This is a genomic window from Aquirufa sp. (genome assembly GCF_044342065.1).
Lineage (GTDB): Bacteria > Bacteroidota > Bacteroidia > Cytophagales > Spirosomataceae > Aquirufa.
Map to the genome: position 1 here is coordinate 19245 of NZ_JBIIQN010000003.1, position 22976 is coordinate 42220.

General features: G+C 40.0%; 20 protein-coding genes. 13 read left to right on the forward strand and 7 right to left on the reverse strand.

The features are described 5' to 3' along the window. Positions 1–13: 13 nt before the first annotated feature. On the reverse strand, positions 14–2830 hold the full coding sequence (gene leuS, locus ACIQZ2_RS01820) for a leucine--tRNA ligase (protein ID WP_395767128.1): 2817 nt from the start codon (positions 2828–2830) through the stop codon (positions 14–16). A 119-nt stretch (positions 2831–2949) separates the two neighbouring features. Here leuS and ACIQZ2_RS01825 point away from each other — a divergent pair, with 119 nt between their 5' ends. Then, on the forward strand, positions 2950–3903 hold the full coding sequence (locus ACIQZ2_RS01825) for a sulfite exporter TauE/SafE family protein (protein WP_395767129.1): 954 nt from the start codon (positions 2950–2952) through the stop codon (positions 3901–3903). Here the strand turns inward: ACIQZ2_RS01825 and ACIQZ2_RS01830 are convergent. Beyond that, on the reverse strand, positions 3900–5879 hold the full coding sequence (locus tag ACIQZ2_RS01830; protein WP_395767130.1) for an FG-GAP repeat domain-containing protein: 1980 nt from the start codon (positions 5877–5879) through the stop codon (positions 3900–3902). The two genes, ACIQZ2_RS01825 and ACIQZ2_RS01830, sit on opposite strands and share 4 nt — an antisense overlap. 45 nt (positions 5880–5924) lie before the next feature. Here ACIQZ2_RS01830 and murF point away from each other — a divergent pair, with 45 nt between their 5' ends. From murF to purQ, 4 genes are all read left to right on the forward strand, one after another. Next, positions 5925–7217 carry a UDP-N-acetylmuramoyl-tripeptide--D-alanyl-D-alanine ligase gene (murF, locus tag ACIQZ2_RS01835; protein WP_395767131.1) on the forward strand — a complete coding sequence of 431 codons (1293 nt, stop codon included), beginning with the start codon at positions 5925–5927 and terminating at the stop codon, positions 7215–7217. 91 nt (positions 7218–7308) lie between these two features. Then, positions 7309–8625 (forward strand): adenosylhomocysteinase, encoded by a 1317-nt coding sequence (ahcY, locus tag ACIQZ2_RS01840; protein ID WP_395767132.1) that lies wholly within the window; start codon positions 7309–7311, stop codon positions 8623–8625. A gap of 79 nt (positions 8626–8704) precedes the next feature. Further along, on the forward strand, positions 8705–10291 hold the full coding sequence (locus tag ACIQZ2_RS01845) for a M1 family metallopeptidase (protein ID WP_395767133.1): 1587 nt from the start codon (positions 8705–8707) through the stop codon (positions 10289–10291). 46 nt (positions 10292–10337) lie between these two features. Further along, entirely contained in the window at positions 10338–11024 is a 687-nt protein-coding gene (gene purQ, locus ACIQZ2_RS01850; RefSeq protein WP_395767134.1) for a phosphoribosylformylglycinamidine synthase I, read from the forward strand. 93 nt (positions 11025–11117) lie between these two features. Here the strand turns inward: purQ and ACIQZ2_RS01855 are convergent, their stop codons facing one another. The 3 genes from ACIQZ2_RS01855 to ACIQZ2_RS01865 all read right to left on the reverse strand — a co-directional run bounded on the left by ACIQZ2_RS01855 (position 11118) and on the right by ACIQZ2_RS01865 (position 15277). After that, entirely contained in the window at positions 11118–11720 is a 603-nt protein-coding gene (locus ACIQZ2_RS01855; RefSeq protein ID WP_395767135.1) for an outer membrane lipoprotein carrier protein LolA, read from the reverse strand. Continuing rightward, complete coding sequence (locus ACIQZ2_RS01860) at positions 11720–14179, reverse strand: DNA translocase FtsK 4TM domain-containing protein (RefSeq protein WP_395767136.1); 2460 nt, start codon at positions 14177–14179, stop codon at positions 11720–11722. The genes ACIQZ2_RS01855 and ACIQZ2_RS01860 overlap by 1 nt, the downstream gene beginning before the upstream one ends. A 63-nt stretch (positions 14180–14242) precedes the next feature. Further along, complete coding sequence (locus ACIQZ2_RS01865) at positions 14243–15277, reverse strand: quinone-dependent dihydroorotate dehydrogenase (RefSeq protein ID WP_395767137.1); 1035 nt, start codon at positions 15275–15277, stop codon at positions 14243–14245. A 190-nt stretch (positions 15278–15467) separates the two neighbouring features. Between ACIQZ2_RS01865 and ACIQZ2_RS01870 the strand changes: the two genes are divergently transcribed. The 3 genes from ACIQZ2_RS01870 to ACIQZ2_RS01880 are packed head-to-tail and all read left to right on the forward strand — an operon-like array spanning position 15468 to position 18066. Next, positions 15468–16430 (forward strand): alpha-E domain-containing protein, encoded by a 963-nt coding sequence (locus ACIQZ2_RS01870; RefSeq protein WP_395767138.1) that lies wholly within the window; start codon positions 15468–15470, stop codon positions 16428–16430. Positions 16431–16487: 57 nt separating this feature from the next. Beyond that, the gene (locus ACIQZ2_RS01875) at positions 16488–17222 is read left to right on the forward strand and encodes a peptidase (RefSeq protein WP_395767139.1); all 735 of its coding nucleotides are present in this window, start codon (positions 16488–16490) and stop codon (positions 17220–17222) included. Beyond that, on the forward strand, positions 17212–18066 hold the full coding sequence (locus tag ACIQZ2_RS01880; RefSeq protein ID WP_395767140.1) for a transglutaminase domain-containing protein: 855 nt from the start codon (positions 17212–17214) through the stop codon (positions 18064–18066). The genes ACIQZ2_RS01875 and ACIQZ2_RS01880 overlap by 11 nt, the downstream gene beginning before the upstream one ends. Here ACIQZ2_RS01880 and ACIQZ2_RS01885 read toward each other — a convergent pair. Further along, positions 18063–18794 carry an MlaE family ABC transporter permease gene (locus ACIQZ2_RS01885; RefSeq protein ID WP_395767141.1) on the reverse strand — a complete coding sequence of 244 codons (732 nt, stop codon included), beginning with the start codon at positions 18792–18794 and terminating at the stop codon, positions 18063–18065. The two genes, ACIQZ2_RS01880 and ACIQZ2_RS01885, sit on opposite strands and share 4 nt — an antisense overlap. Positions 18795–18831: 37 nt before the next feature. Between ACIQZ2_RS01885 and ACIQZ2_RS01890 the strand changes: the two genes are divergently transcribed. The 4 genes from ACIQZ2_RS01890 to ACIQZ2_RS01905 are packed head-to-tail and all read left to right on the forward strand — an operon-like array spanning position 18832 to position 21569. Continuing rightward, complete coding sequence (locus ACIQZ2_RS01890) at positions 18832–19533, forward strand: SDR family oxidoreductase (RefSeq protein ID WP_395767142.1); 702 nt, start codon at positions 18832–18834, stop codon at positions 19531–19533. Next, positions 19530–19952 (forward strand): tRNA (adenosine(37)-N6)-threonylcarbamoyltransferase complex ATPase subunit type 1 TsaE, encoded by a 423-nt coding sequence (gene tsaE / locus ACIQZ2_RS01895; RefSeq protein WP_395767143.1) that lies wholly within the window; start codon positions 19530–19532, stop codon positions 19950–19952. The genes ACIQZ2_RS01890 and tsaE overlap by 4 nt, the downstream gene beginning before the upstream one ends. 1 nt (position 19953) lies before the next feature. Then, positions 19954–21168, forward strand: a complete 1215-nt coding sequence (locus ACIQZ2_RS01900; protein WP_395767144.1) for an alanine dehydrogenase — start codon at positions 19954–19956, stop codon at positions 21166–21168. Next, the gene (locus ACIQZ2_RS01905) at positions 21165–21569 is read left to right on the forward strand and encodes a hypothetical protein (RefSeq protein WP_395767145.1); all 405 of its coding nucleotides are present in this window, start codon (positions 21165–21167) and stop codon (positions 21567–21569) included. Before ACIQZ2_RS01900 ends, ACIQZ2_RS01905 begins: the two co-directional genes overlap by 4 nt. Here ACIQZ2_RS01905 and xerD read toward each other — a convergent pair. Continuing rightward, positions 21566–22480, reverse strand: a complete 915-nt coding sequence (xerD, locus tag ACIQZ2_RS01910) for a site-specific tyrosine recombinase XerD (protein WP_395767146.1) — start codon at positions 22478–22480, stop codon at positions 21566–21568. The genes ACIQZ2_RS01905 and xerD overlap by 4 nt on opposite strands. Positions 22481–22546: 66 nt before the next feature. Between xerD and aroQ the strand changes: the two genes are divergently transcribed. Continuing rightward, positions 22547–22972, forward strand: coding sequence for a type II 3-dehydroquinate dehydratase (aroQ, locus tag ACIQZ2_RS01915; protein WP_395767147.1), 426 nt, complete (start codon positions 22547–22549; stop codon positions 22970–22972). Positions 22973–22976: the final 4 nt, after the last annotated feature.

A 22976-nucleotide genomic window follows, 5' to 3' on the forward strand; every position in this document is an offset into this window, starting at 1 on the left:
CAGCCCTTTCCAACTATTTGCCTAAAACAATATTAACGATCCGTTTCGGAACCACAATCACCTTAGAAGGAGCTTTACCGTCCAAATGTTTCTGCACTTGATCGTTGGCCAATACACCCGTCTCTACTTCTGCAGGACTTGCCGTGGCAGAAAAAGCTAAGGTCAACTTAACCTTACCATTAAATGAAATCGGATAATTGAACTCGTTCTCCACCAAGAATTCTGGATTGAAAACAGGGAACTTCGCGTGTGAGATCGCACCCGCTTCCTCACCCAAAGCCACCCATAACTCCTCAGCAATGTGTGGCGCATAAGGAGAAAGCAATAAAACCAATTCACGAAGAACCGATTTCTTATGACATTTCAATTGGCCTAAATCATTCACACAAATCATCAAAGTCGATACAACGGTATTGAATGAATAACGATCCAAATCATCTTGCACCTTACGAATCGCCGTATGTAAAACCTTTAATTCTTCAGGTGTTGCTGACGCATCCACTAAAACAGATTTCTGAGCTTGCTCATCAAAGAACAATCGCCACACCTTCCGCAAGAAATTGTGTGACCCCGAAATCGAATTCGTATTCCAAGGTTTGAATTGCTCCAAAGGACCTAAGAACATCTCATAAACCCGTAAAGTATCAGCCCCATATTTGGCAATTAGATCATCAGGATTTACAACATTGAACTTCGATTTGGACATTTTCTCCACTTCCCAACCGCATAAATACTTCCCATCTTCTAAAATAAATTGTGCATCTGCAGGAACATCGTTGCGTGAGCGCTTAAATTCCTCAAGATCCAAGATGTCATTTTCGACAATATTCACGTCTACATGCAACGCAGCTACATCGTATTGATCTTTCAATCCATACGATACAAAAGTCACTTGATCCGAATTTTTCACTCGATAAACGAAATTCGACCGACCCTGAATCATCCCTTGGTTGATCAATTTCTTTGCAAATTCCTCCTCTGCCACATAGCCCAAATCCTTCAAAAATTTATTCCAAAAACGCGAATATAATAAGTGACCGGTAGCATGTTCAGAACCTCCGATATATAGGTCAACTGCCTTCCAATAGTTAACAGCTTCAGAGGAAGCAAATTCGGCATCGTTTTTAGCATCCATATATCGGTACCAATACCAGGATGATCCAGCCCAACCCGGCATGGTAGACCATTCATAATCATACTGACCTTGATATTTCCACGAATCTGCGGCACGACCTAATGGCGGCTCGCCCGTTTCAGTAGGTAAATACTTGTCGATTTTTGGTAACTCCAAAGGCAACTCGGATTCCTGAATTAAATAAGGCAATAATTGGCCTGAAGATGTCGGTTTAAAATATACCGGAACGGGCTCACCCCAATAACGTTGACGAGAGAATACGGCATTACGCATTCTGTAATGCACTTTTCCCTTACCAATTCCTCGTTCCTCTAACCACTGAATTAAGGTATCTGTGGCTTCCTTATAACCCATGCCGTTGATGATACCCGAGTTGATATATTTCCCCTCTTTGGTATTATCGGCCTGTTTTTCAATATCTTTTTGTGCATCTAATATGGCTGGAATAGGCAAATCAAAATGCTTGGCAAAATTCCAGTCTCGTTGGTCACCCGAAGGTACACCCATCACGGCACCCGTTCCATAACCGGCCAATACATAGTCCGCAAGGAAAAGAGGAACCCGCTCATTATTCAGCGGATTAATTACATAAGAACCTGTAAATACGCCTGAAACCGTTTTAACCTCTGAAACACGATCCAACTCTGAACGGGATTTTGTCCAGGTAATATACGCATCCACGTCGGCTTGTTGGGCTGGCTTCGTTAACTCCGCCACCCACTCATGCTCCGGTGCTAAAACCATAAAGGATACGCCATAAATGGTATCGACACGCGTTGTAAAAACTTTAATTTTCTTATCTGAAATACCTTCAATGGCAAATTCTACATCGGTACCGATTGATTTCCCAATCCAGTTTCGCTGTTGTTCTTTTAAGGAGTCTGACCAATCAACCTCCTCTAAACCCCGTAATAAACGATCTGCATATGCGGTAATGCGCATTGACCACTGACGCATTTTTTTCTGCTCAACCGGATAACCACCACGCTCGGAAAGACCATCTTTAACCTCGTCATTCGCTAATACCGTACCTAATTGAGGGCACCAGTTAACGACTGAATCATCCAAATATGCCAAACGAAAATTCAGTAAATAAGCATATTGCTCCTCTTCACTCATCGCATGCCAACTTGCCGCGGAGATGCGTTCTACCTCCTCATCGCATACAGCCTGTAATCCAATAGAGCCCTGTGATGATAAAATCTTCTTTAGGGTATCTATGGATTCAGCTTTGTCGGCCGACTGGTTATACCAAGAATTAAACAACTGCATAAAAATCCACTGCGTCCATTTATAATAAGAAGCATCAGATGTACGCACCTCACGTGACCAATCGAACGAAAAACCCATGTTTTTCAATTGCTCGATATAACGCGTAATGTTTTGTTCCGTCGTTATCGCTGGATGTTGGCCCGTCTGAATCGCATATTGCTCTGCAGGCAAACCAAAGGAATCAAATCCCATGGGATGCAACACTTCATACCCCTGCAATCGCTTATAACGCGCCATAATATCAGATGCAATGTAGCCAAGTGGATGACCCACATGAAGCCCCGCTCCAGAAGGATAAGGGAACATATCTAACACATAATACTTGGGTTTATTGGGATTAACCTGAGCTTTGAATGTTTGGTTTTTCTCCCAAATTCCTTGCCAAGCTTTTTCGATCTCACGAAATTGATACTCTGAACGCATAAATTGTTTGTTTTTCAAAAGGGGATGCAATTTACACGAATTTTACGAAAAAATATTTACTCTACTTTGTTGGTAGATTAAGTAAAGTCTATTAGTTTTGTAGGATAATTGAATTAACCATGTCCACAGAACCTGACTCGACACCTAAAAAGCCTAAATTTCCAAGCTTATTTAAAGCTATCGATATCATTTGGAAACGAGAAAGGAGCATTACGGAAGTCATCATTCACCTAAGCAATGCGCTTGCCTTAATGATAGTGGGGCATCTTCTTTTTACATACTTAACCGCTGAAAATGTTATTGCGATATTCAACACGGTCGATTCAGAAATTCTTTACTACATATTGGGAGGATTTATCGCCCAAATGATCGATGGTGCTTTGGGAATGGCATATGGTGTTACAGCCACTACGTTTTTGATGTCGGTAGGCATCACCCCGGCCGCTGCTTCAGCCAGTGTGCATGCGTCTGAGGTCTTTACCTCTGGCGTTTCTGGCTATATGCATTTGAAATTTGGTAATGTGAATTCCAAATTATTCAAAACTTTAGTTATCCCGGGCGTTATTGGAGCCATTTTAGGTGCCTATGTTCTATCGTCCCTAGAGGATTATTCAGGATACATTAAACCTATCGTGTCCATTTATACCTTATTTTTAGGAGCAATCATTATTCGAAAGGCATTAATCAAGCGACAAGAAAAACGTCAATTAAAACGTGTAGGCTGGTTGGCACTTTTCGGAGGCTACCTCGATTCCATCGGTGGAGGTGGCTGGGGTCCAATCGTTTCCTCTACCTTAATCGCTTCAGGTCGTCATCCTAAATATACCATAGGAAGTGTTAATCTAACTGAGTTCTTTGTTTCCCTCGCTTCTTCGTTAACCTTCTTTACCGTGATCGGCCTAGGTTATTGGCAAGTAATCGCAGGACTTATTTTAGGGGGTGTCGTAGCAGCTCCTATTGCAGCGCGCTTAGCGAATAAGCTTCCCGTGAAGAGTATGATGATTTTAGTAGGGATTGTCATCATCATTGTTAGCCTACGTCAGATTCTCTTAGGAGCAGAAAAATTCTTTTAATCTTGCTGTACTTTTCGGGTTGTCACATGACCTTTGGCATCTATAAATCGCAATACATGCATGTTTGCATGTGTGAATTGGTATGTTTTACCTGATTTTATTGAAACTTGATCTAGTAATTGACCTAATCTATTAAATACTTGAAATTCGCCCGGCTGATTTGCTAGAACATGAATAAGGCCTGAATTGGGATTGGGCCAAACCTGAAATGCATCATTTTTCAAACCCTCCCAAACAAGTGAAGTACTTTTATTTTCTACTAGATATACCCCACCACTTCCTGTACCCACAATTAAATCATTTCGGCCATCCCCAGTAAAATCGGCTACTTGCAAACGTGCATTGCGACCTACTGTAAGCCCAAAAAAATCGGCATCAAGCCATGTTAGGGTATTCGTCTCATCTTGGTAATTACCAACATGCCATTGACCCTCCATATCTATTCCAATAAATTCAATCGTTCCATCACCATCTAAATCAGCAAATTGGCAAGTTCTTATTTGCCAGGGATACTGACCCAACTGACCCCAGTCCAGACCTGATTTCGACCACTGAATACGCCCGGACTTGGTTAATATCATATTCCCCCAAGGACTAAATAATGGAATTTCACCAAAATTTAACTCAAAATTTATCGGGCTCAATTGCTGGTTGACTATTTTATAAGCCTTAGTCCCCATGGAACTTTGTCCCACAACAATTACTTGATTGCCTGAAACTTGCAACACAATTTCCGTCAATGATTCCCTTGCTGTCAAGCCTAAATAATCCGATGTCTTTAAATTATATGTACCTAATTGATTTTCATATAAATAAATTCCGGCTTTAACATCATTTGCTTTTCGATAACCTGCATGACCTATTAATAGATCCAAATCGCCGTCGGCATCTATATCAAAAAAACAAGGACTTGCCTTTTCCCCCACATCAATCATTTGATCTTGCAAGAAAGGCGTAGCTTTCCCTGAGCTAACTTGAAATGAAGAATGTTGAAAATCTTGTAAATACCCTACATTATCAGCTGAATTGACCGATACAAAAACATCTTCGGAATTGCCTGTCAATTGCAAAGGTGTCGCGGTGTAAAATACACCGGGAGAAACTGCCTTAGTAGATAAAAAATCATAATCAATATTTGAATATTTTACTTGTTGGTTTGTTCCTATGTTTTTCAAAAAAGTCAAATTATCACAGGACACTTGCCCCAAGAACAAATCATTTTGAGCCGTAATACCTAGGCTATTGCCCACGTGGGCTACTTTATTCTTTAGTTGTACGGCATCAGATCTCTTTTCGGATTGCAACAGTTGAATTGACTTACAATCTTGATGTATTATGTTTCCCCAATTGGTAGGCGATTTCACAAATTGCAATCCCGCCGTTCCCGATTTTTGAATGGATATGTTTTCATGGAATTCAATATAATGTCCACCAGGTTCAAATGCCAATATATCCACATCGCCATCCTGATCTACATCAGCAACAACGGGGATATCAGGAGCAGCCACATATAGGTTAATCAAACCGGAAAAGCCAACACTGAAAAGGGGTTCTTTGACTAATTCAAAAACAATTTGATTAGCAGTAGACTTATTTTCATACACTTTAATGCCAGCGCTCGTAGAACTGAACAAATCCTTTTGACCATCCCGATTATAATCCACAAGCACAAACCAATTCTCAATACGAGGAAATTTTGAAATATATTGAGGCGAAAAAACAAATGAGCCAAGTCGATCTTGTAAAAAAGTAGAAATTTGTTGGCTCGTCCTGTCATATGAAACCAAATCGACAATCCCATCACTATTCAAATCCATACTTTGATACTGCATGGAATTCATCCCACCAGCCCAAGGTAGTGATAAGTTTGTCCCATTTTGATTGACACGTAAGTTTTGAATAATGCTAAATCTTAATTTTTGGCCTTGTATTTGCATACTTATCAAGCCCAATAAAAGGATTAAACAATTTTTCATTCGATATTTGTAGCTGCATGTAAACAAAGGCTCACTAAAATTAACATGAAGATTTTAAATTCAGCTCTTTTAGATTTATTTCTATCATCTACTGGCATATGTACAGATACCCGAAAAATTCAAGCGGGGAATCTATTCTTTGCGTTAAAGGGGCCTAACTTCAATGCCAATGTTTTAGCAAAAGAAGCCTTAGAAAAAGGAGCAATAGCTGCCATTATTGATGATCCGGCTTATTTAACTGGAAAAGAAACCATATTGGTTGAGGATGGATTGCAAGCCTTACAAGACTTAGCCCGTGACTATCGTAGCACGTTGAAAATTCCGATTATAGGTTTAACGGGGTCAAATGGAAAAACCACGACCAAAGAACTTTTGTTTTCTGTTTTGTCACAGCAATACCAATGCTACGCAACGGAAGGAAACTTGAATAATCACATTGGGGTTCCACTTTCAATACTTCAAATAAAGCCTATGCATGAGGTAGCCGTTATCGAGATGGGGGCCAACAAACAAGGGGACATTAAGGAATTGGTGGAGATAACTCAACCCACACACAGTTTAATTACGAATATAGGTAAAGCGCATTTAGAGGGATTTGGGGGCGAATCTGGAGTAATTAAAGGGAAAGGTGAATTATTCGATTATGTAGCCCTACATGGAGGAATCGTCTTTTTACCTAAAGACAAAAATGTAGTTTATACCATGAGTCAAGAAAGAGGAATCCGTGACTGTGTATATGCAAATGAAGCGATGCCCATTACTTTATTAGAAGCCAAACCAACGGTCACATTTTCATGTCCTGATGGAAGTATTGTTACATCGCACTTACCAGGGATTTATAATTTTGAAAATATCCAAATGGCAATTGCCGTAGGAAAGACTTTCGGATTAAGTGATAAGGCCTGTCAGACAGGAATTAGTTCTTACTTACCTACAAACCATCGCTCACAATTCATAAAAATAGGATCCAACCAAGTCTTAATGGATGCTTACAATGCCAATCCTTCATCCATGCAGGCAGCCATTAGTCATTTCGCCTCAACTGAAAATAATCCGAAGATTGTTATTTTGGGAGATATGTTTGAATTAGGTGACTTAACAGAATCAGAGCATAAATTACTGGGTAAACTTATTGCAGAATTCGATTTTTCAAAGGTCCTTTTAGTAGGTGATCATATGCAACATGCCTTGCACTTTCTACCACAAGCATATTATTTCCCAGACAAATTCGGCCTTCACAATTGGTTACAAGATCATCCTATTACGGATAGCTTTTTATTGGTTAAAGGTTCTCGTGGAATTCAACTGGAGAGTATTTTGCCATTCCTCAATGCCTAGTTTACGCTTTCTGATAACAAAATTTTGTTGCTCCGCAATAAAGGACTAAATTTGCACTTTCTTAAGAATTCGAAATAAAATAGAATACACAATGGCATCACAATCAGGCACTTACGTACCTTACAAAGTTAAAGACATTGCATTAGCCGACTGGGGTCGCAAAGAAATTCAATTAGCAGAGGCAGAAATGCCAGGCTTGATGGCCTTGCGTACTGAATTTGGTGCAGCCCAACCGTTAAAAGGTGCGCGCATCGCAGGATGTTTACACATGACCATCCAAACAGCGGTATTAATTGAAACATTAACTGCCTTAGGAGCAGATGTAACATGGTCATCATGTAATATTTTCTCAACACAAGATCACGCTGCAGCCGCTATCGCAGCTGCCGGTATTCCCGTTTACGCTTGGAAAGGCATGAACGAAGAAGAATTCAACTGGTGCATTGAGCAAACGTTATTCTTTGGTGAAGATCGTCAACCATTAAACATGATCTTGGATGATGGTGGTGATTTGACCAACATGGTTTTTGATGAATATCCTGAGTTGATTGAAGGAATAAAAGGTTTATCAGAAGAAACTACGACTGGTGTTCACCGTCTATATGAGCGTATGAAGAATGGCACTTTATTCTTGCCAGCAATCAACGTGAATGACTCGGTTACGAAGTCTAAATTTGACAACAAGTACGGTTGCAAAGAGTCATTAGTTGATGCAATACGTCGTGCGACTGACTTAATGTTGGCCGGTAAAGTAGCCGTAGTAGCTGGTTATGGTGATGTAGGAAAAGGCTCTGCAGATTCATTACGTGGTGCTGGTTGCCGTGTATTAGTGACTGAAATAGACCCTATTTGTGCTTTACAAGCAGCTATGGATGGATATGAAGTTGTTCCAATGGACGAGGCGGCTACGCGTGCGAATATCTTTGTAACAGCAACGGGTAACGTGAAAATCATCCGTGATCGCCACTTCAAAGCAATGAAGGACAAAGCAATCGTTTGTAACATCGGTCACTTCGATAACGAAATCGATATGGAGTGGTTGAACAGTAACTACGGTTCCACGAAAGATCAAATCAAGCCACAAGTAGATATGTACACCATCGACGGCAAAAACGTAATTGTTTTGGCAGAAGGTCGTTTAGTGAATTTAGGTTGTGCAATGGGGCACCCATCATTCGTGATGTCAAATTCATTCTGTAATCAAACATTGGCTCAATTAGAGTTATGGGCCAATTCGAAAAATTACGAAAACAAAGTGTACATCTTACCAAAACACTTGGATGAGAAAGTAGCATTCTTACACTTGGCACACATCGGTGCTAAATTAGAGAAACTAGAAAAAGAACAAGCGGAATACATCGGCGTACCACAAGCTGGTCCATTTAAGCCAGAACATTACCGTTACTAGACGCTTTTTTCGCTCAATTTATAAGCTGCACTCCCAAGGTGCAGCTTTTTTTATATCTTTAAATTCATTTCATTTTACAATGTACAATAAACTACTCCTCATTTTATTATTTCCCTTCGGCTTAATGGGACAAGGTTTCTCACACGCAGATAGCCTTAGAGGAACATTAAGTCCTTCGCGATCTTGTTTCGATGTCCTACATTATGATTTACATGTTGCGGTTAATCCGCAAGAAAAAAGCATTTCAGGCAGTAACCGAATTCGTTTTATCACCACGCAAAAAACATCAGAAATCCAATTGGATTTATTTGCCAACCTGACTATTGATGAAATCCAATGGGCAAATAAAAAGGTAAATTTCCGCCGAGATGGAAATGCCATTTTCATACAAGCCGCGAAGGAAGTTCCGGCTAATCAAGTACAAACGGTATGGGTGAAATACCATGGTCAACCTCGGCCAGCCGTAAAACCGCCTTGGGATGGTGGTTTTTCATGGACTAAAGACCCCCAAGGAAATCCTTGGGTGACCGTATCGTGTGAAGGACTAGGTGCCTCGGTTTGGTGGCCGTGTAAGGATCATCTTTCAGATGAGCCTGAATCTATGGATATTCACATTGAAGGCCCTAAAGGTCTTATTTCTGTATCAAATGGAAACTTGGTAGAAAAAATCAGCAAGGCAACAACGGATGAGTACCATTGGAAAGTAAGTTACCCCATCAACCTTTACAACGTCAGCATCAACATGGCAAATTATGCACATTGGTCTAAATCAATGAAGCAACTCAATGGCAAAACCTTGGCTTTAGACTATTACGTGTTAAAAGAAAATGAAAGCGTTGCCAAAAAACATTTCGAACAAAGTGAAGAAATGTTACGAATTTTTGAAAAATATTTTGGCCCCTACCCTTTCCCTAAAGATGGCTATGCATTAGTTGAAACTGATTATTGGGGCATGGAACACCAAAGTGCTGTAGCCTATGGTAATCACTACAAAAACAACAAATTTGGATTCGATTTCATCATTGTGCATGAGTCGGCACATGAATGGTTTGGCAATTCCATTTCCTGTTCTGATCATGCCGATTTATGGATTCATGAAGCACTTGGAACCTATGCTGAAGCAATCTATGTGGAAGAAAAATTTGGTAAAGATCAGGCTCGTATCTACTTAAATGCCCAACGAAATAACATTCGCTATGCATTCCCTATTGCGGGTCCTTATCATGTCAACTACCAGCATCCTGATTCTGACATGTACTTCAAAGGAACGTGGATGTTCCATACCCTACGCAATATTATTCAAGATGATGCCCTTTGGTTTAAAACCATGCGTGAATTTTGCATGGCCTTTTACCACAAAAATACCAATACCCAAGAAGTAGTGGACTATTGGAGTAAACACTTAAATAAGCCTATAAAATCACTTATGATGCATTATTTATATCAGGTGAAGAACCCTAATTTGCAATACAGTATTCAACAGGAAGGTAGTAATTGGAATTTTAAGTACCGCTGGAGCAATATCAGCGATGAAATTGAATATCCATTAATGCTTAGGTCAGGAGAGAAAATTAATCCGAAAACTTACTGGCAAGAAATCAAATTAGATCACCAGCCCCAATTAGACGAAGAAAGCTATTTATTTGACAAAGAATTGCTAAAATAAATCGCCAAAATCCTGTATTTTTGCACAAAATTAAGACATAAAAGAAATGAAATTTGGCGTAATTGTATTCCCTGGATCCAACTGTGATGATGATACCGTTGGCGTAATTCAAAGCTTAGGCCACGAAGCCATTAAACTCTGGCACAAGGATACCGATTTACAAGGCTGTGATTTCATTATTGTACCAGGTGGTTTCTCCTATGGTGATTACCTACGCTCAGGTGCCATTGCACGCTTTTCGCCAATCATGGACCACGTTATTGAATTTGCCAAAAATGGAGGTTATTTAATGGGGATTTGTAATGGTTTTCAAGTACTGGTTGAGGCGCATTTATTACCTGGGGTTCTATTACGCAACAACTCGCAGAAATTCATTTCAAAAAATATTTACTTGAAAGCGGCAACTAATAATGCATTGTTGACGCAGGAATTAGATCTCAACAAAGCCTACAAGATACCCATCGCGCACGCAGAAGGTCGTTATTTCACCGATCAAGCTACTTTGGCTTCTCTACAGGCAAATGACCAAATTCTTTTCTATTATTGCGATGCGAATGGCCAAGTGAATGACGAGGCAAATCCCAATGGAAGTCTATTGAACATAGCTGGAATTTGTAACGAGGGACGCAATGTATTCGGTTTGATGCCACATCCAGAACGCGCAGCAGATCCAGATTTGAATAATACGGATGGATTAGAAATCATGAAACAATTGATTCTTCAATTAGCATAAATTCAGAAAAACATTCCAAAGAAAAAGGCGCAATACTTGCGCCTTTTTCTTTTACATCCCCTGACTATTATGTCTAGGAATAGGAAACAGTATCTATCTTAAATCATTCACCTCAACTCCTGGGAATGATTTTTTATTGAAGGTAAAATACGCATCATCTACACCGGCTTTCGGATTCAATTTGGTTACCGAAAACGATTGCTTTTTTCCTGTCTTGTTAACAATAATCCAAGACTTTACGGTTAAGTCGGAAGAATTAATCTTAATCGTAACGCTTTTCACTTGGGCTGATTTACCAGTAGGAGCCATTTCAACCGTAGCTACACCACCGGCCTCGCTCACCAAGGTAAACTTATACCCTTTTTTGTCAAACGTATAGATCTTCGCTGGATTCAAATCTCCATCTGCCGGATCAAAATCCGATAGGTTTACCTCATTAATCTCCTTGATGTAGGTAGCAACTTCTTTTCCATTATTAAAGATTTCTTGTCCCGCGGTCTTTAAACGAAACTTGGTCCCCTTAACGGTTATAGAACCCGTTAGGGCATTACCTCCATCTGTTTGATAGCTGAAATTAGCCGAAAAAGACCCCATACCCTTATATTTTTTCTGCATGCCATCAATGATGCTGATGGCCTTATTTACCTGCCCCCAAACGGGCATAGATAACAAAATCAATACAATTAGTTTTTTCATTACTTTAAGTTTTTCAAAATTTCTTCTAATTCTATTTCAGATTTAACTAATACCTCACGGGCTTTTGAACCACCAAATGAACCTACGATTCCCGCAGCTTCCAACTGATCAATTAAACGACCTGCGCGATTATAACCCAATTTCAATTTACGCTGAATCAAAGATGTACTTCCCTGCTGGTGCATCACGACTAATCGAGCGGCCTCGTCAAAGAATGAATCTCGATCTCCTAAATCTACATCCCCCCGATCCTGGCCTCCCATTTCATCGGCATCCGGCTCTGGTAATAAGTAGGCTGACGAATAACCTTGTTGGTTCCCAATAAAATCACAAATTTCCTCTACCTCTGGTGTATCCACAAAAGCACATTGCAAACGAATTACTTCTGACCCCATAGATAAGAGCATATCTCCCATACCCACTAGTTGGTCGGCCCCACCCGCATCCAAAATGGTACGGGAGTCAATTTTAGACATTACTTTAAATGACAGACGCGCTGGGAAGTTTGCCTTAATAGTACCCGTAATAACGTTAACGGAAGGACGCTGTGTAGCCACTACCAAGTGAATACCTATCGCACGCGCCAATTGAGCCAATCGAGCAATCGGATGCTCTACTTCTTTACCCGCAGTCAACATCAAATCAGCTAATTCATCAATCACCAAAACGATATATGGCATAAAGTCATGCTCATTCGGATTTAACCGACGGTTGATAAACTTCGTATTGTACTCTTTGATGTTGCGACATCCCGCTTCTTTCAATTTATCATAACGCATATCCATCTCCTTGCAGAGTGAATTCAAGGTTGCGACAACTTTCTTCGTATCCGTGATAATAGCCTCCGCAGAATCTGGTAAACATGCTAAAAAATGACGCTCCAATTTATTAAAGAGCGACAATTCAACTTTCTTGGGATCTACAAGAACAAACTTTAAGGTGGAAGGATGTTTCTTGTAAATCAACGAAGTCAATAACATATTCAAGCCAACTGACTTTCCTTGTCCTGTAGCACCTGCCATTAATAAGTGAGGCATTTTAGCTAAGTCGGCAACAAAAATTTCGTTTGAAATAGTCTTACCTAGGGTGATTGGCAAGTCATAAGTAGACTTTTGGAATTTCTCTGACCCAATAACCGCCCGGACAGGTACCATTTCGCGATTCTTATTCGCAACTTCAATACCAATGGTTCCTTTACCTGGCATTTGACCGATAATACGAACCCCCATCGCTGCCAATGAAAGCGATAAATCATCTTCCAAAGAAGTGATTTTACTTACACGAACACCGGCCTTAGGAACAATTTCATATAATGTAACCGTTGGCCCAATGGTAGCCTCAATCTTCTGAATACCGATACCATAGTTCAATAAGGTCTCAACAATTTTCTCTTTGTTTTCCTTAAGCTCATCCATGGTTACCTGAGTCGTCTGATTCTTTTGATCGTACTCTTTTAACAAGTCAAGCGTTGGGTAAACATACTTGGGCAAATCCGCAGTCGGGTCATATAAACCAAATTGCGCTACTAAATCATTTGCCTTTTCAGCCGTCGTTGGAGGCGTTTCTTCAACCTCAACCGCAGCATCATCCTCATCCGCTACTTTAAAGGTAAATGGCGTTTCATCTACTTCCTCCAGGGCGGCCTCCGCTATTTGCTCCTCTAGGATAGGCAAATCAGCGGATAGATTCTCATCCTCTTCGTCCACTTTTACTGGAGGAACATGTGGACGATACTCCTCTAAATCTTCATTGTCAACATGAAATGATGAATCATCATCATCGTCAAAAAGGGCTTCCTCTCCCGTTGACTCACCCGTAGGTATAGCGCCACCTGATGCTGCCGTTTGGACTTTGGCTTTAGCCGGATTCCACTGGTAAAACAAAATAAAAAACACCAAACCCGTAAATCCAATGGCAAAAACGGAAAGATAACCAATCAATTGAATCAACTTTTCACTTACAAAATAGCCAATACCACCACCCATCGAATGAGGCAAATCCAATTGAAACACAAAAAATCCAGCCAATAAACTTCCCCAAATAATGTAGAAGATAAGCTGCCAAGTCAAACGATCTAAAGGGTAAAACTCCTTTTTAAACAATAATTTGATGGCTGATAAATAAAACAAGGGCACTAATAAAAAGGATGACCAACCGAAAGTTTTAAACAAAAAGAAATGAGCAATTTTAGCTCCTATCAAACCAGCCCAGTTTTTTACAGGGATATCCGAACCTGCAATTACCTCCAATGCGCCCTCCGAGACTTCACTTTGATCTGATACGCCAACAAAAAAGCTAGAGACAAATGAAAACAGCAATAGTGAACCTACCAGAACTAAAAAGGCACCGAAAATCAACCGAATACGATAGGCAATTTCGCCAGGCGTTTGAGGTTTACGATTTTCAGAATCAAAATTAATTTGAAGTGTACTTGTGGGATTTACTATCTTCTTCGCCATCTACTAAACAATCATTATAAACATATAAATTTCGACTTTTTGATTCGATTTACAAAATCAATTTTAAAGTCCCTCTTGAACGATTCCTTGATTGATTTTTTTTATCAAACCAGGACCTTCGTAGATGAAACCCGTATAAATCTGAACCAAACTCGCCCCTGCCCGAATTTTCTCAATCGCGTCTTCAGCGGAATGTATTCCCCCTACCCCAACGATTGGTATCTTCCCATTTGAGTTTTGGTGTATGTAAGCTATCACCTCCGTCGAACGATTTTGCACCGGCTTACCACTTAATCCACCTTGTTCATTTTTTAAAGTATCAGCCGACAATAAACCTTCCCTTGACAAGGTAGTATTGGTAGCAATTATGCCCGCAATACCAGTAGACATAACGATTTCAATCACATCATCTAGTTGGTCATTGCTTAAATCAGGAGCAATCTTTAAGAGTATCGGCTTTGGTTTTGGCTTTTCGTCATTCAAGGTTTGTAATCGAATAAGCAAATGGCGCAAAGGCTCTTTTTCTTGCAATGCTCTTAAATTAGGTGTATTGGGAGAACTAACATTAACAACGAAATAATCCACCACCTCATACAATGCCTCAAACCCAAGGCAGTAGTCTTCCTCTGCCTCCTCGTTGGGCGTCAACTTGTTTTTCCCCAAATTTCCACCGATGATAATCTTCGATTGACGTACTTGAAGGCGTTGCTTTATGGCGGCTAATCCATCATTATTAAATCCCATTCGATTAATAATAGCTGCATCCGCTGGCAAACGGAATAAACGAGGCTTCTCATTTCCATCTTGTGGCTTTGGAGTAACCGTTCCCACTTCAATAAACCCAAAACCCAAATTTGAAAATTCATCAATCAATAACGCGTTCTTATCAAATCCGGCAGCTAAGCCAACCGGATTAGGAAATTCAATCCCAAAAACCGTACGCGTTAATTGAGGATGCTCATATCCGTAAATCCATCGAAAGAGAACAGGCACCCCCGGAATTCTCATAAAAAACTTGATCAAATCCGCTAACAAATAATGCGCGCGCTCTGGATCAAAGAGAAAAAAGAAAGGTTTAATGAGGTATTGATAAAACATATAAAAATGTCAATAAATTGAAGCTACAAAAATACAAAATACCCCTCGATTATGGGAATAAAACAAGGATTATCTGCAGATTCCTATGACATTGTAAAATAAACAAGTCAGCAGATATGCCAAATCAAAAAAAAGGCTAATTTTAAACATGCCTTAACAGGCTAATCAAGCATTAACCAATCGTACTTCTATGTTAAGTCGTGTAGCAAACTCCATTTATTGGATGAACCGGTATATTGAACGCGCGGACAATTATGCGCGTTTTATTTCTGTTAATTTCAATCTCGCATTGGACTTACCACCCAACGTCCCTGAACAATGGGAACCACTCATTGTAGCGACCGCGGATCACTATAATTTCTTTGAGCATTATCCAACCGCCAACCGGGAGCATGTTTTACATTTCATGACATTCGATGAAAGTAACCCCAATTCCATTTTGTCTTGCCTATATAGTGCCCGTGAAAATGCACGCACAATACGAGAAAGTATTTCGCGCGAGATGTGGGAATACGTAAACCAAATATACTGGAAAGTCAAAGACCGGGTAGAAGGAAGTAAAGATTGGGAGATATCCCGTTATCAAGGTTTCCTTGAAGAGATAAAATCAGGAAGTCAATTGTTTTATGGTATTGTTGATTCCACCATCACACGCGGAGAAGGATGGCACTTTGGTCAATTAGGAAAGTTATTAGAGCGAGCAGATAAAACAACCCGTTTCCTTGATGTTAAATATTTTACACTTCTCCCGGATATTGACGCGATAGGATCGCCATTGGACCTATTATTATGGTCAGCTGTGTTGAAATCCAACTCGGCCTACAACATGTTTCGCCAACAATACAAGATAATCAACCCCAAAAATATTGTCGAATTCCTCATTTTGGAAAAGAGTTTCCCAAGATCTGTCGTACACTGTCTGCAAGAAGCCGAGGTTTCCTTATATGCCATTTCGGGTACATCCTTTGAAAGCGGGTATTCAAACCCAGCAGAGAAAAAGGTTTCCAAATTACTTTCAGAAGTTCAATTCACGGAAATAGATGATATCCTTGATACAGGTTTGCATCAATTCTTGGATAACTTCCAAACAAAAAACAACGAAATCGGCCAAACCATTTTCAATACCTATTTTGACCTGAAACCCGTGAGTTAATCCGGGGTCTCGATTTTAATTTGTAATATTGCGATCCCATTTGCCAGCCATTATTATATGACATACTGTTTAGGAATCACCGTCAAGGAAGGACTTATTGCCATTGCAGACACGCGCATAACTGCCGGAAACGAAATGTACTCCAATAAGAAAATTTCTATCCACGAGATCAATGAACATAGTTTATTTATCATGACAGCTGGGCTTCGTTCGGTTAGGGATAAGGCCGTGACGTATTTTAATCAAAAAATAGATGACGAGGAATCATCCTATGATTACATGTTTCAAGCAGCAACAGCTTTTGGGCAAATGCTAAAACAAGTCGCACAAGAAGACCGTGATTCACTTGAAAAAGAAGGTTACAACTTTAATCTACATGCTATCGTAGGAGGACAAATGCCCAAAGACAGCGAACATAAGTTGTTTTTAATTTTTCCCGAAGGAAATTGGATTGAAATAAATGATGGTTTAAAATACCAAATTATCGGCAATGCTAATTATGGAAAACCGCTACTCAATAGAAACTTGAGTTTTGAGACTCCTTTAAAAGATGCCCTGAAAATGGGTTTTCTTTCCTTTGATGCTACGCAAGTCAGTACAAATGATGTCGATTATCCAATCGATGTGGTCGTTTATGAAAAAGGAAGTTTTAAAGCGAAGGAAATTCGCCTTTACAAAGAGGATATGCAGAAGATTTCGGATGATTGGAATCTCGCTTTGCGAAATTCCCTAGAAACCATAGAAGAATATTGGATGAAGAGCTTACTGACCTTGCCCTCAAATGATCGCTAAAATCCTTCATAGGCTTCAGTATCAATATAGCGAACCAGTTACCCTGGATCCACATATTCTGTATTTACACCCCCGAAAAAGCTCTTTGCTAAGCGTAAAATCGTTTGGGCTTAGCATAGACCCTGTTCCTGTTCAGATTTCCAAAAACCTGGATCCCGAAGGTAATATTCAAAATATTTTATTTTTCAAGGACCCTACCAATTACCTAACAATCCACATGCAAGCGCAAGTGGAAACCACCGAATTTAACCCTTTTGATTTCGTCTATTTCCCTTTTGAAAGTAAACGCTTACCTATGCGCTATTCTGAGGCCTATGTAAAAACGTTAAGTCCATATCTAGGCATTGAGGGTATAGGTAATGTGGTGGAACACACCGCCCGCCAACTGGCTTCGCAGGTTCAATATGAAACCTCCGCATTTTTAATGCAAATCAATGAATTTATTTTCAAAAATTTCGCCTACGAAATTCGAGAAGAGGGCGCCCCCAATACTCCAGAAACAACGTTAGTTAGTCGTAAAGGTTCTTGCCGAGATTACGCCGTTCTTTTCTCCGCACTTTGTAGAGCTATGGGAATAGCTACCCGTTTTGTTTCGGGCTATTACACTGGCGCATCGCCCGTAGATGTTCCAAATCAAACACATCATTTACATGCTTGGGTAGAAGTATTTCTTCCTGGAGGTGGTTGGCGTGGGTATGATCCTACCCAACATGAGGTTGTATCTGGAAATCATATCCCCCTTGCTGCTTCGTGCTTGCCCGAGGAAATCACTCCTGTTTATGGAAGCTACCGAGGAACAGCCTTGTCCAGCTTAACAACCGAAGTTTTTATTGAACGAATTTAGCCTACCAGCAATTGGGCTAAAAGATAATCAGCAATTAAAATTGCAATACAAGAATTTGTAACAGCGGCGGTACTTGCTTTTCCTACTTCATAGGCTCCCCCTTTGGTATAAAATCCTTGAAAAGCAGCAATCGTTGCAACCAAAAACCCAAATACCACAGATTTAATGATGGCAAATATCACATAACTCGGCTTAAAGGCGAATTGAAGTCCGTAAATGTAATCTTGTTGGGTTACTGAACCCGTCAACCAACCAGCTAAATAACCGCCATATATTCCCAAGAAGCAGGCAAGTGTTACCAACATCGGAAAAGTTACCATGGAAGCGATCATCTTAGGCAAAACCAAATAAGAAGAGGAATTAATTCCCATCACCTCCAAAGCATCAATTTGTTCTGATATACGCATAGTACCTAATTGACTTGCAATATTTGAACCAATTTTACCGGCTAAAACCACACAGGTAATGGTAGGTCCTAACTCCAAAATAGTCGAATCCCTTACAATTAAACTGATGATGTATTTTGGTACAAACGGATTATCCATATTGGCCGCAGTTTGCACACAAGTAACGGCCCCTAGGAATGATGCGACAATCGTAACAATTAACATGGAATCAATTCCAATATCCTTACATTCCTGCATCGTTAATGTCCAATACACCCGAAATTTCTCACGATTTGTAAAAAGCTTACTCAGGAAGATTAAATATTTGCCTAATTTTGACATGCGTTTGAATTTAAGAACGCGCTAAGTCTCAAAGATAATGAACAAATCCGTAGTTATAAGTGGTGGAAGCCAAGGAATTGGCAAAGCACTGGTAAAAAAGTTTTTAGCTGAACAGTTTACTGTTTACACCTGCTCCCGAAATCAAGAGAAATTGGACGCACTAAAATCTGAAATGGGTACTGACCGCTTACATACGTATGCTGCCGACTTAAGTAACAAACAAGAAGTTGGGAATTTTGCCCATTGGATTTTAAAACAAAGCAATCAAATTGATGTCCTCGTAAACAATACCGGTGTATTTATTCCCGGACAAATTCAAAACGAAGCAGATAATTTACTTGAGAAGACCATTGAGACTAATTTATATAGCGCTTATCATTTAACAAGAGCATTATTGCCAACTTTTCAGAACAAAAAAGCAGGCCATATTTTCAATATTTGTTCAACCGCCTCCATTACGGCATACACCTTAGGAGGATCCTATTGCATCAGTAAATTTGCCTTACTAGGATTTACTAAAGTATTACGTGAGGAATTGAAAACACAAGGTATTAAAGTAACGGCCATTTTACCTGGGGCAACGCTGACTCCTTCCTGGGATGGTGTTGAACTACCTGAATCTCGTTTTATTCCAGCAGATGATGTGGCGCAAACAATATTTTCAGCCTATCAAATGAGTCCTTCTACTGTTTTGGAAGAAATTCTCATTCGCCCTCAATTAGGAGATATCGATCTATGAGAACCTGGGAATCCTATACATTAACGGATTTACCTAACGTAGCAAGTGAGGTAATACTTGCTTTGCAAGACGCTCCTCAGGTATGGCTTTTTCGTGGACAAATGGGCGCAGGGAAAACAACCTTAACGAAAGAAATAGTTAAACAATTGGGTGTTGATGAATCCGTACAAAGCCCAACATTTTCGTTAGTCAATGAATACCTGAATAAGAAAGGGCAACGTATATATCACTTCGATTTATATCGATTAAAAAATGTTCAAGAGGCCTTAGCAATAGGCATTGAAGAATATTTAGATTCCGGAAATTATTGTATTATTGAGTGGCCCGAGCAGGCTGAAGCATTGTGGGATTTCCCTCACGTGAATTTTCAGTTAGAGGCCATCAATGAAAACGAAAGAAATTTAACCCTTATTTGGTAAAATGCGCACAACAAATCCATTTCACGAATTACTCTCCCAACAGGGCATTATGCCGATGGAGGCGATGAGTTGGACCAAACAAAATGCGAAAAGCATTCAAATCGCATTACCAAAAGAAACAAGCGCGCATGAAAACCGCATTGGATTAACACCACAAGCGGTCCAACTAGTAGTAGCTAACGGACATGAAGTCATTGTTGAGCATGGCGCTGGGGAACGAGCTGGGTTTTCAGATGCGGATTACCTATTAGCTGGAGCTAGTGTCACAGAAGACCTCCAACAAATATGGCAAGGAGGCTTAATTTTAAAAATCAATGCACCTACGTTAGAAGAGATTGGTCGCATGATGCCAGGTCAATCCTTTGTTTCATGTGCATCAAAACACCAGCTTTCTGGAGAGTTATTAGATGAAATCAATAGAAAACAATTGATTGCTGTTGGCTTGGAATATGCCGAAGATAATGCCGGTGGATATCCCTTCGTCAAAATCATGGCTGAAATTGCAGGCCAATTAGTCCTACCAATTGCGAGTGGCATACTAAGTAATCATAAAGGCCCAGGCTTATTAATGGGAAACGTGACAGGGGTTCCCCCATGCAAATTGGTATTACTTGGTTCAGGGCATGTTATTGAACAAGTTGCTCGTGCCGCATGGCATGCCGGTATTCAAATGCAGGTATTTGACAAAGACATATATAAACTTCAACGATTAAAACATACGTTGGGATTTCCGCTGGTAACTCAAGTAATCGATTCTGAGAATTTGCCACAAGCCCTTCAAGAGGCCACTGTTATTGTGGGAGCCTTACGTTCCGACACAGGAGTGACACCATGCGTTGTCACCGAAGAAATGGTCAGCAAATTAAAGCCGGGAACATTGATTATTGATGTTTGCATCGATCAAGGGGGGTGCTTTGAGACATCCGAATTGACTAGTTTAGGAAAACCTGTATTCAAGAAATTTGGTATAAGCCACTATTGCGTTCCTAATATTCCTTCATTGGTATCACAAACGGCGAGCATTGCTATGAGCAATTTATTAACCTCTTTTGTTTTAAAAGCGGGTAAAACGGGTGGCGTGGAGGAAATGCTTTGGGCAGGTAAATCATTCATGAAAGGAACTTTCTGTTACAAAGGACACGTTACGCTAGCAAGTATCGCTAAATTGTACAAAAAACCATTAAAAGACATTCAACTTTTATTATTAGCCCGATGATTGAAGATTACACCGCCCTATCCAACGCCCCTAACTCCCCTGATTTAAATGGGAAATATTTAGGATTAATATCAAGTGATTTTGTGCGTGTAGCCGATACACTTAAGGAGGCTGCATACCAAATAAAAAAGCGTGGATTCTCTGATTTCCCTGTATTTGTTTGTTCGCAAAGGCCCATCGAAATTGGCCAAATGCTAATTGCGGTGGCCGAATTGAATGAAAACAAGTGGAACTACCATGCATCTATGATGGAGGAGTTTGTTCAACGCAAATTAATCGCAGAGGAAAACATCGAATTGTTTGTACAGAACTTTAAAGATGTGGAAGAATATGCCTGTTTATTTGTGGTAGATGGGCAGTTTACCAACTTTGTCTTTATTCCGTATCCGGACGAAAATTAATTTTCTGACCGGCGATTTAAGGGATGAAAATCGTGCACCATTTGACTTAAGTATGCGCGATCTAAGTGCGTATATATTTCCGTAGTCAAAATAGATTCATGACCGAGCATTTCTTGGACGGCACGTAAATCAGCACCACCTTCGATTAAATGGGTCGCAAAGGAATGACGGAAAGTATGCGGACTGATGGTTTTGGTAATTCCTGCCTTAGCCGCCAAATCCTTGCAAATGATAAAAACCATGACGCGGCTAAGCGCGGCACCACGCCGATTCAAAAAGACCACATTTTGTGCCTCCTTCTTACAATCCACATGATTTCGCACCTCCTCTAGGTACAGGTTTAAAAAACGAAACGCATCACGCCCAGCAGGAACTAAACGTTCCTTGTCGCCCTTTCCTCGCACCTTAACAAGGCCTAAATCAGAATAAATATCGGTTAACTTTAAGGAAACCAATTCTGAAACGCGCAAACCAGCACCATATAAGAACTCCAACATAGCTCGATTTCGAATTCCTTGGGGATTTGACATGTCATTGGACTCCAGAATTGATTCAATTTCATCAAAAGACAAGGTATCCGGTAAATGTCTGCCCTTTTGCGGAGACTTGATATGAACGGTTGGGTCGCGAAAATCAGGGTTCTCCATTGATAAATATTTGAAAAAACTGCGAAGGCCAGATAAACAACGTGCTTGACTACTTGCCTCAATTCCCAAGTCATGTAAGATTTTAAAATAATCAAGAATTTGATTTTCTTCAACCGCTTCTGGGCGAATTGAGTGGCCCACTGAGTCGCTATAAAATTGTGCAAATTTGGTTACATCACGCACATAACCATCTAAAGAATGTGGCGATAGGCCGCGCTCAATCTTTAAATAATTCCCAAATGCTTGGATTTCCGTGGACCACATGAATACAATATTGCTATATTCCTGTAAATTTAGGCTAAATTTGAAATATAGCACATCCATTGAACCATGGTACGAAAAAAGATATTAATTCTAAATGGCCCTAATTTAAATTTATTAGGTACGCGAGAACCTGAAATTTATGGCCACCAGACCTTCGAGCAATTTCTTGAGATTTTAACTGAAAAATTTAAAGAAACGTTGGATATCACCTATTTTCAATCCAATGAGGAAGGAGCATTGATTAATAAATTACATGAGCTAGGATTTAGTTATGATGGGATTGTTTTTAATGCAGGAGGATATACGCACACATCGATTGCTTTAGGTGACGCGGTAGCAGCAATCAAAACGCCTGTTATTGAAGTTCATATATCGAATGTACATGCTCGGGAATCCTTCCGAGGTCACAGTTATTTGAGTCCAAATTCCAAAGGAATTATCGTTGGTTTTGGCTTAAGAGGATACGAATTAGCTTTAACATCATTCATCTAAACAA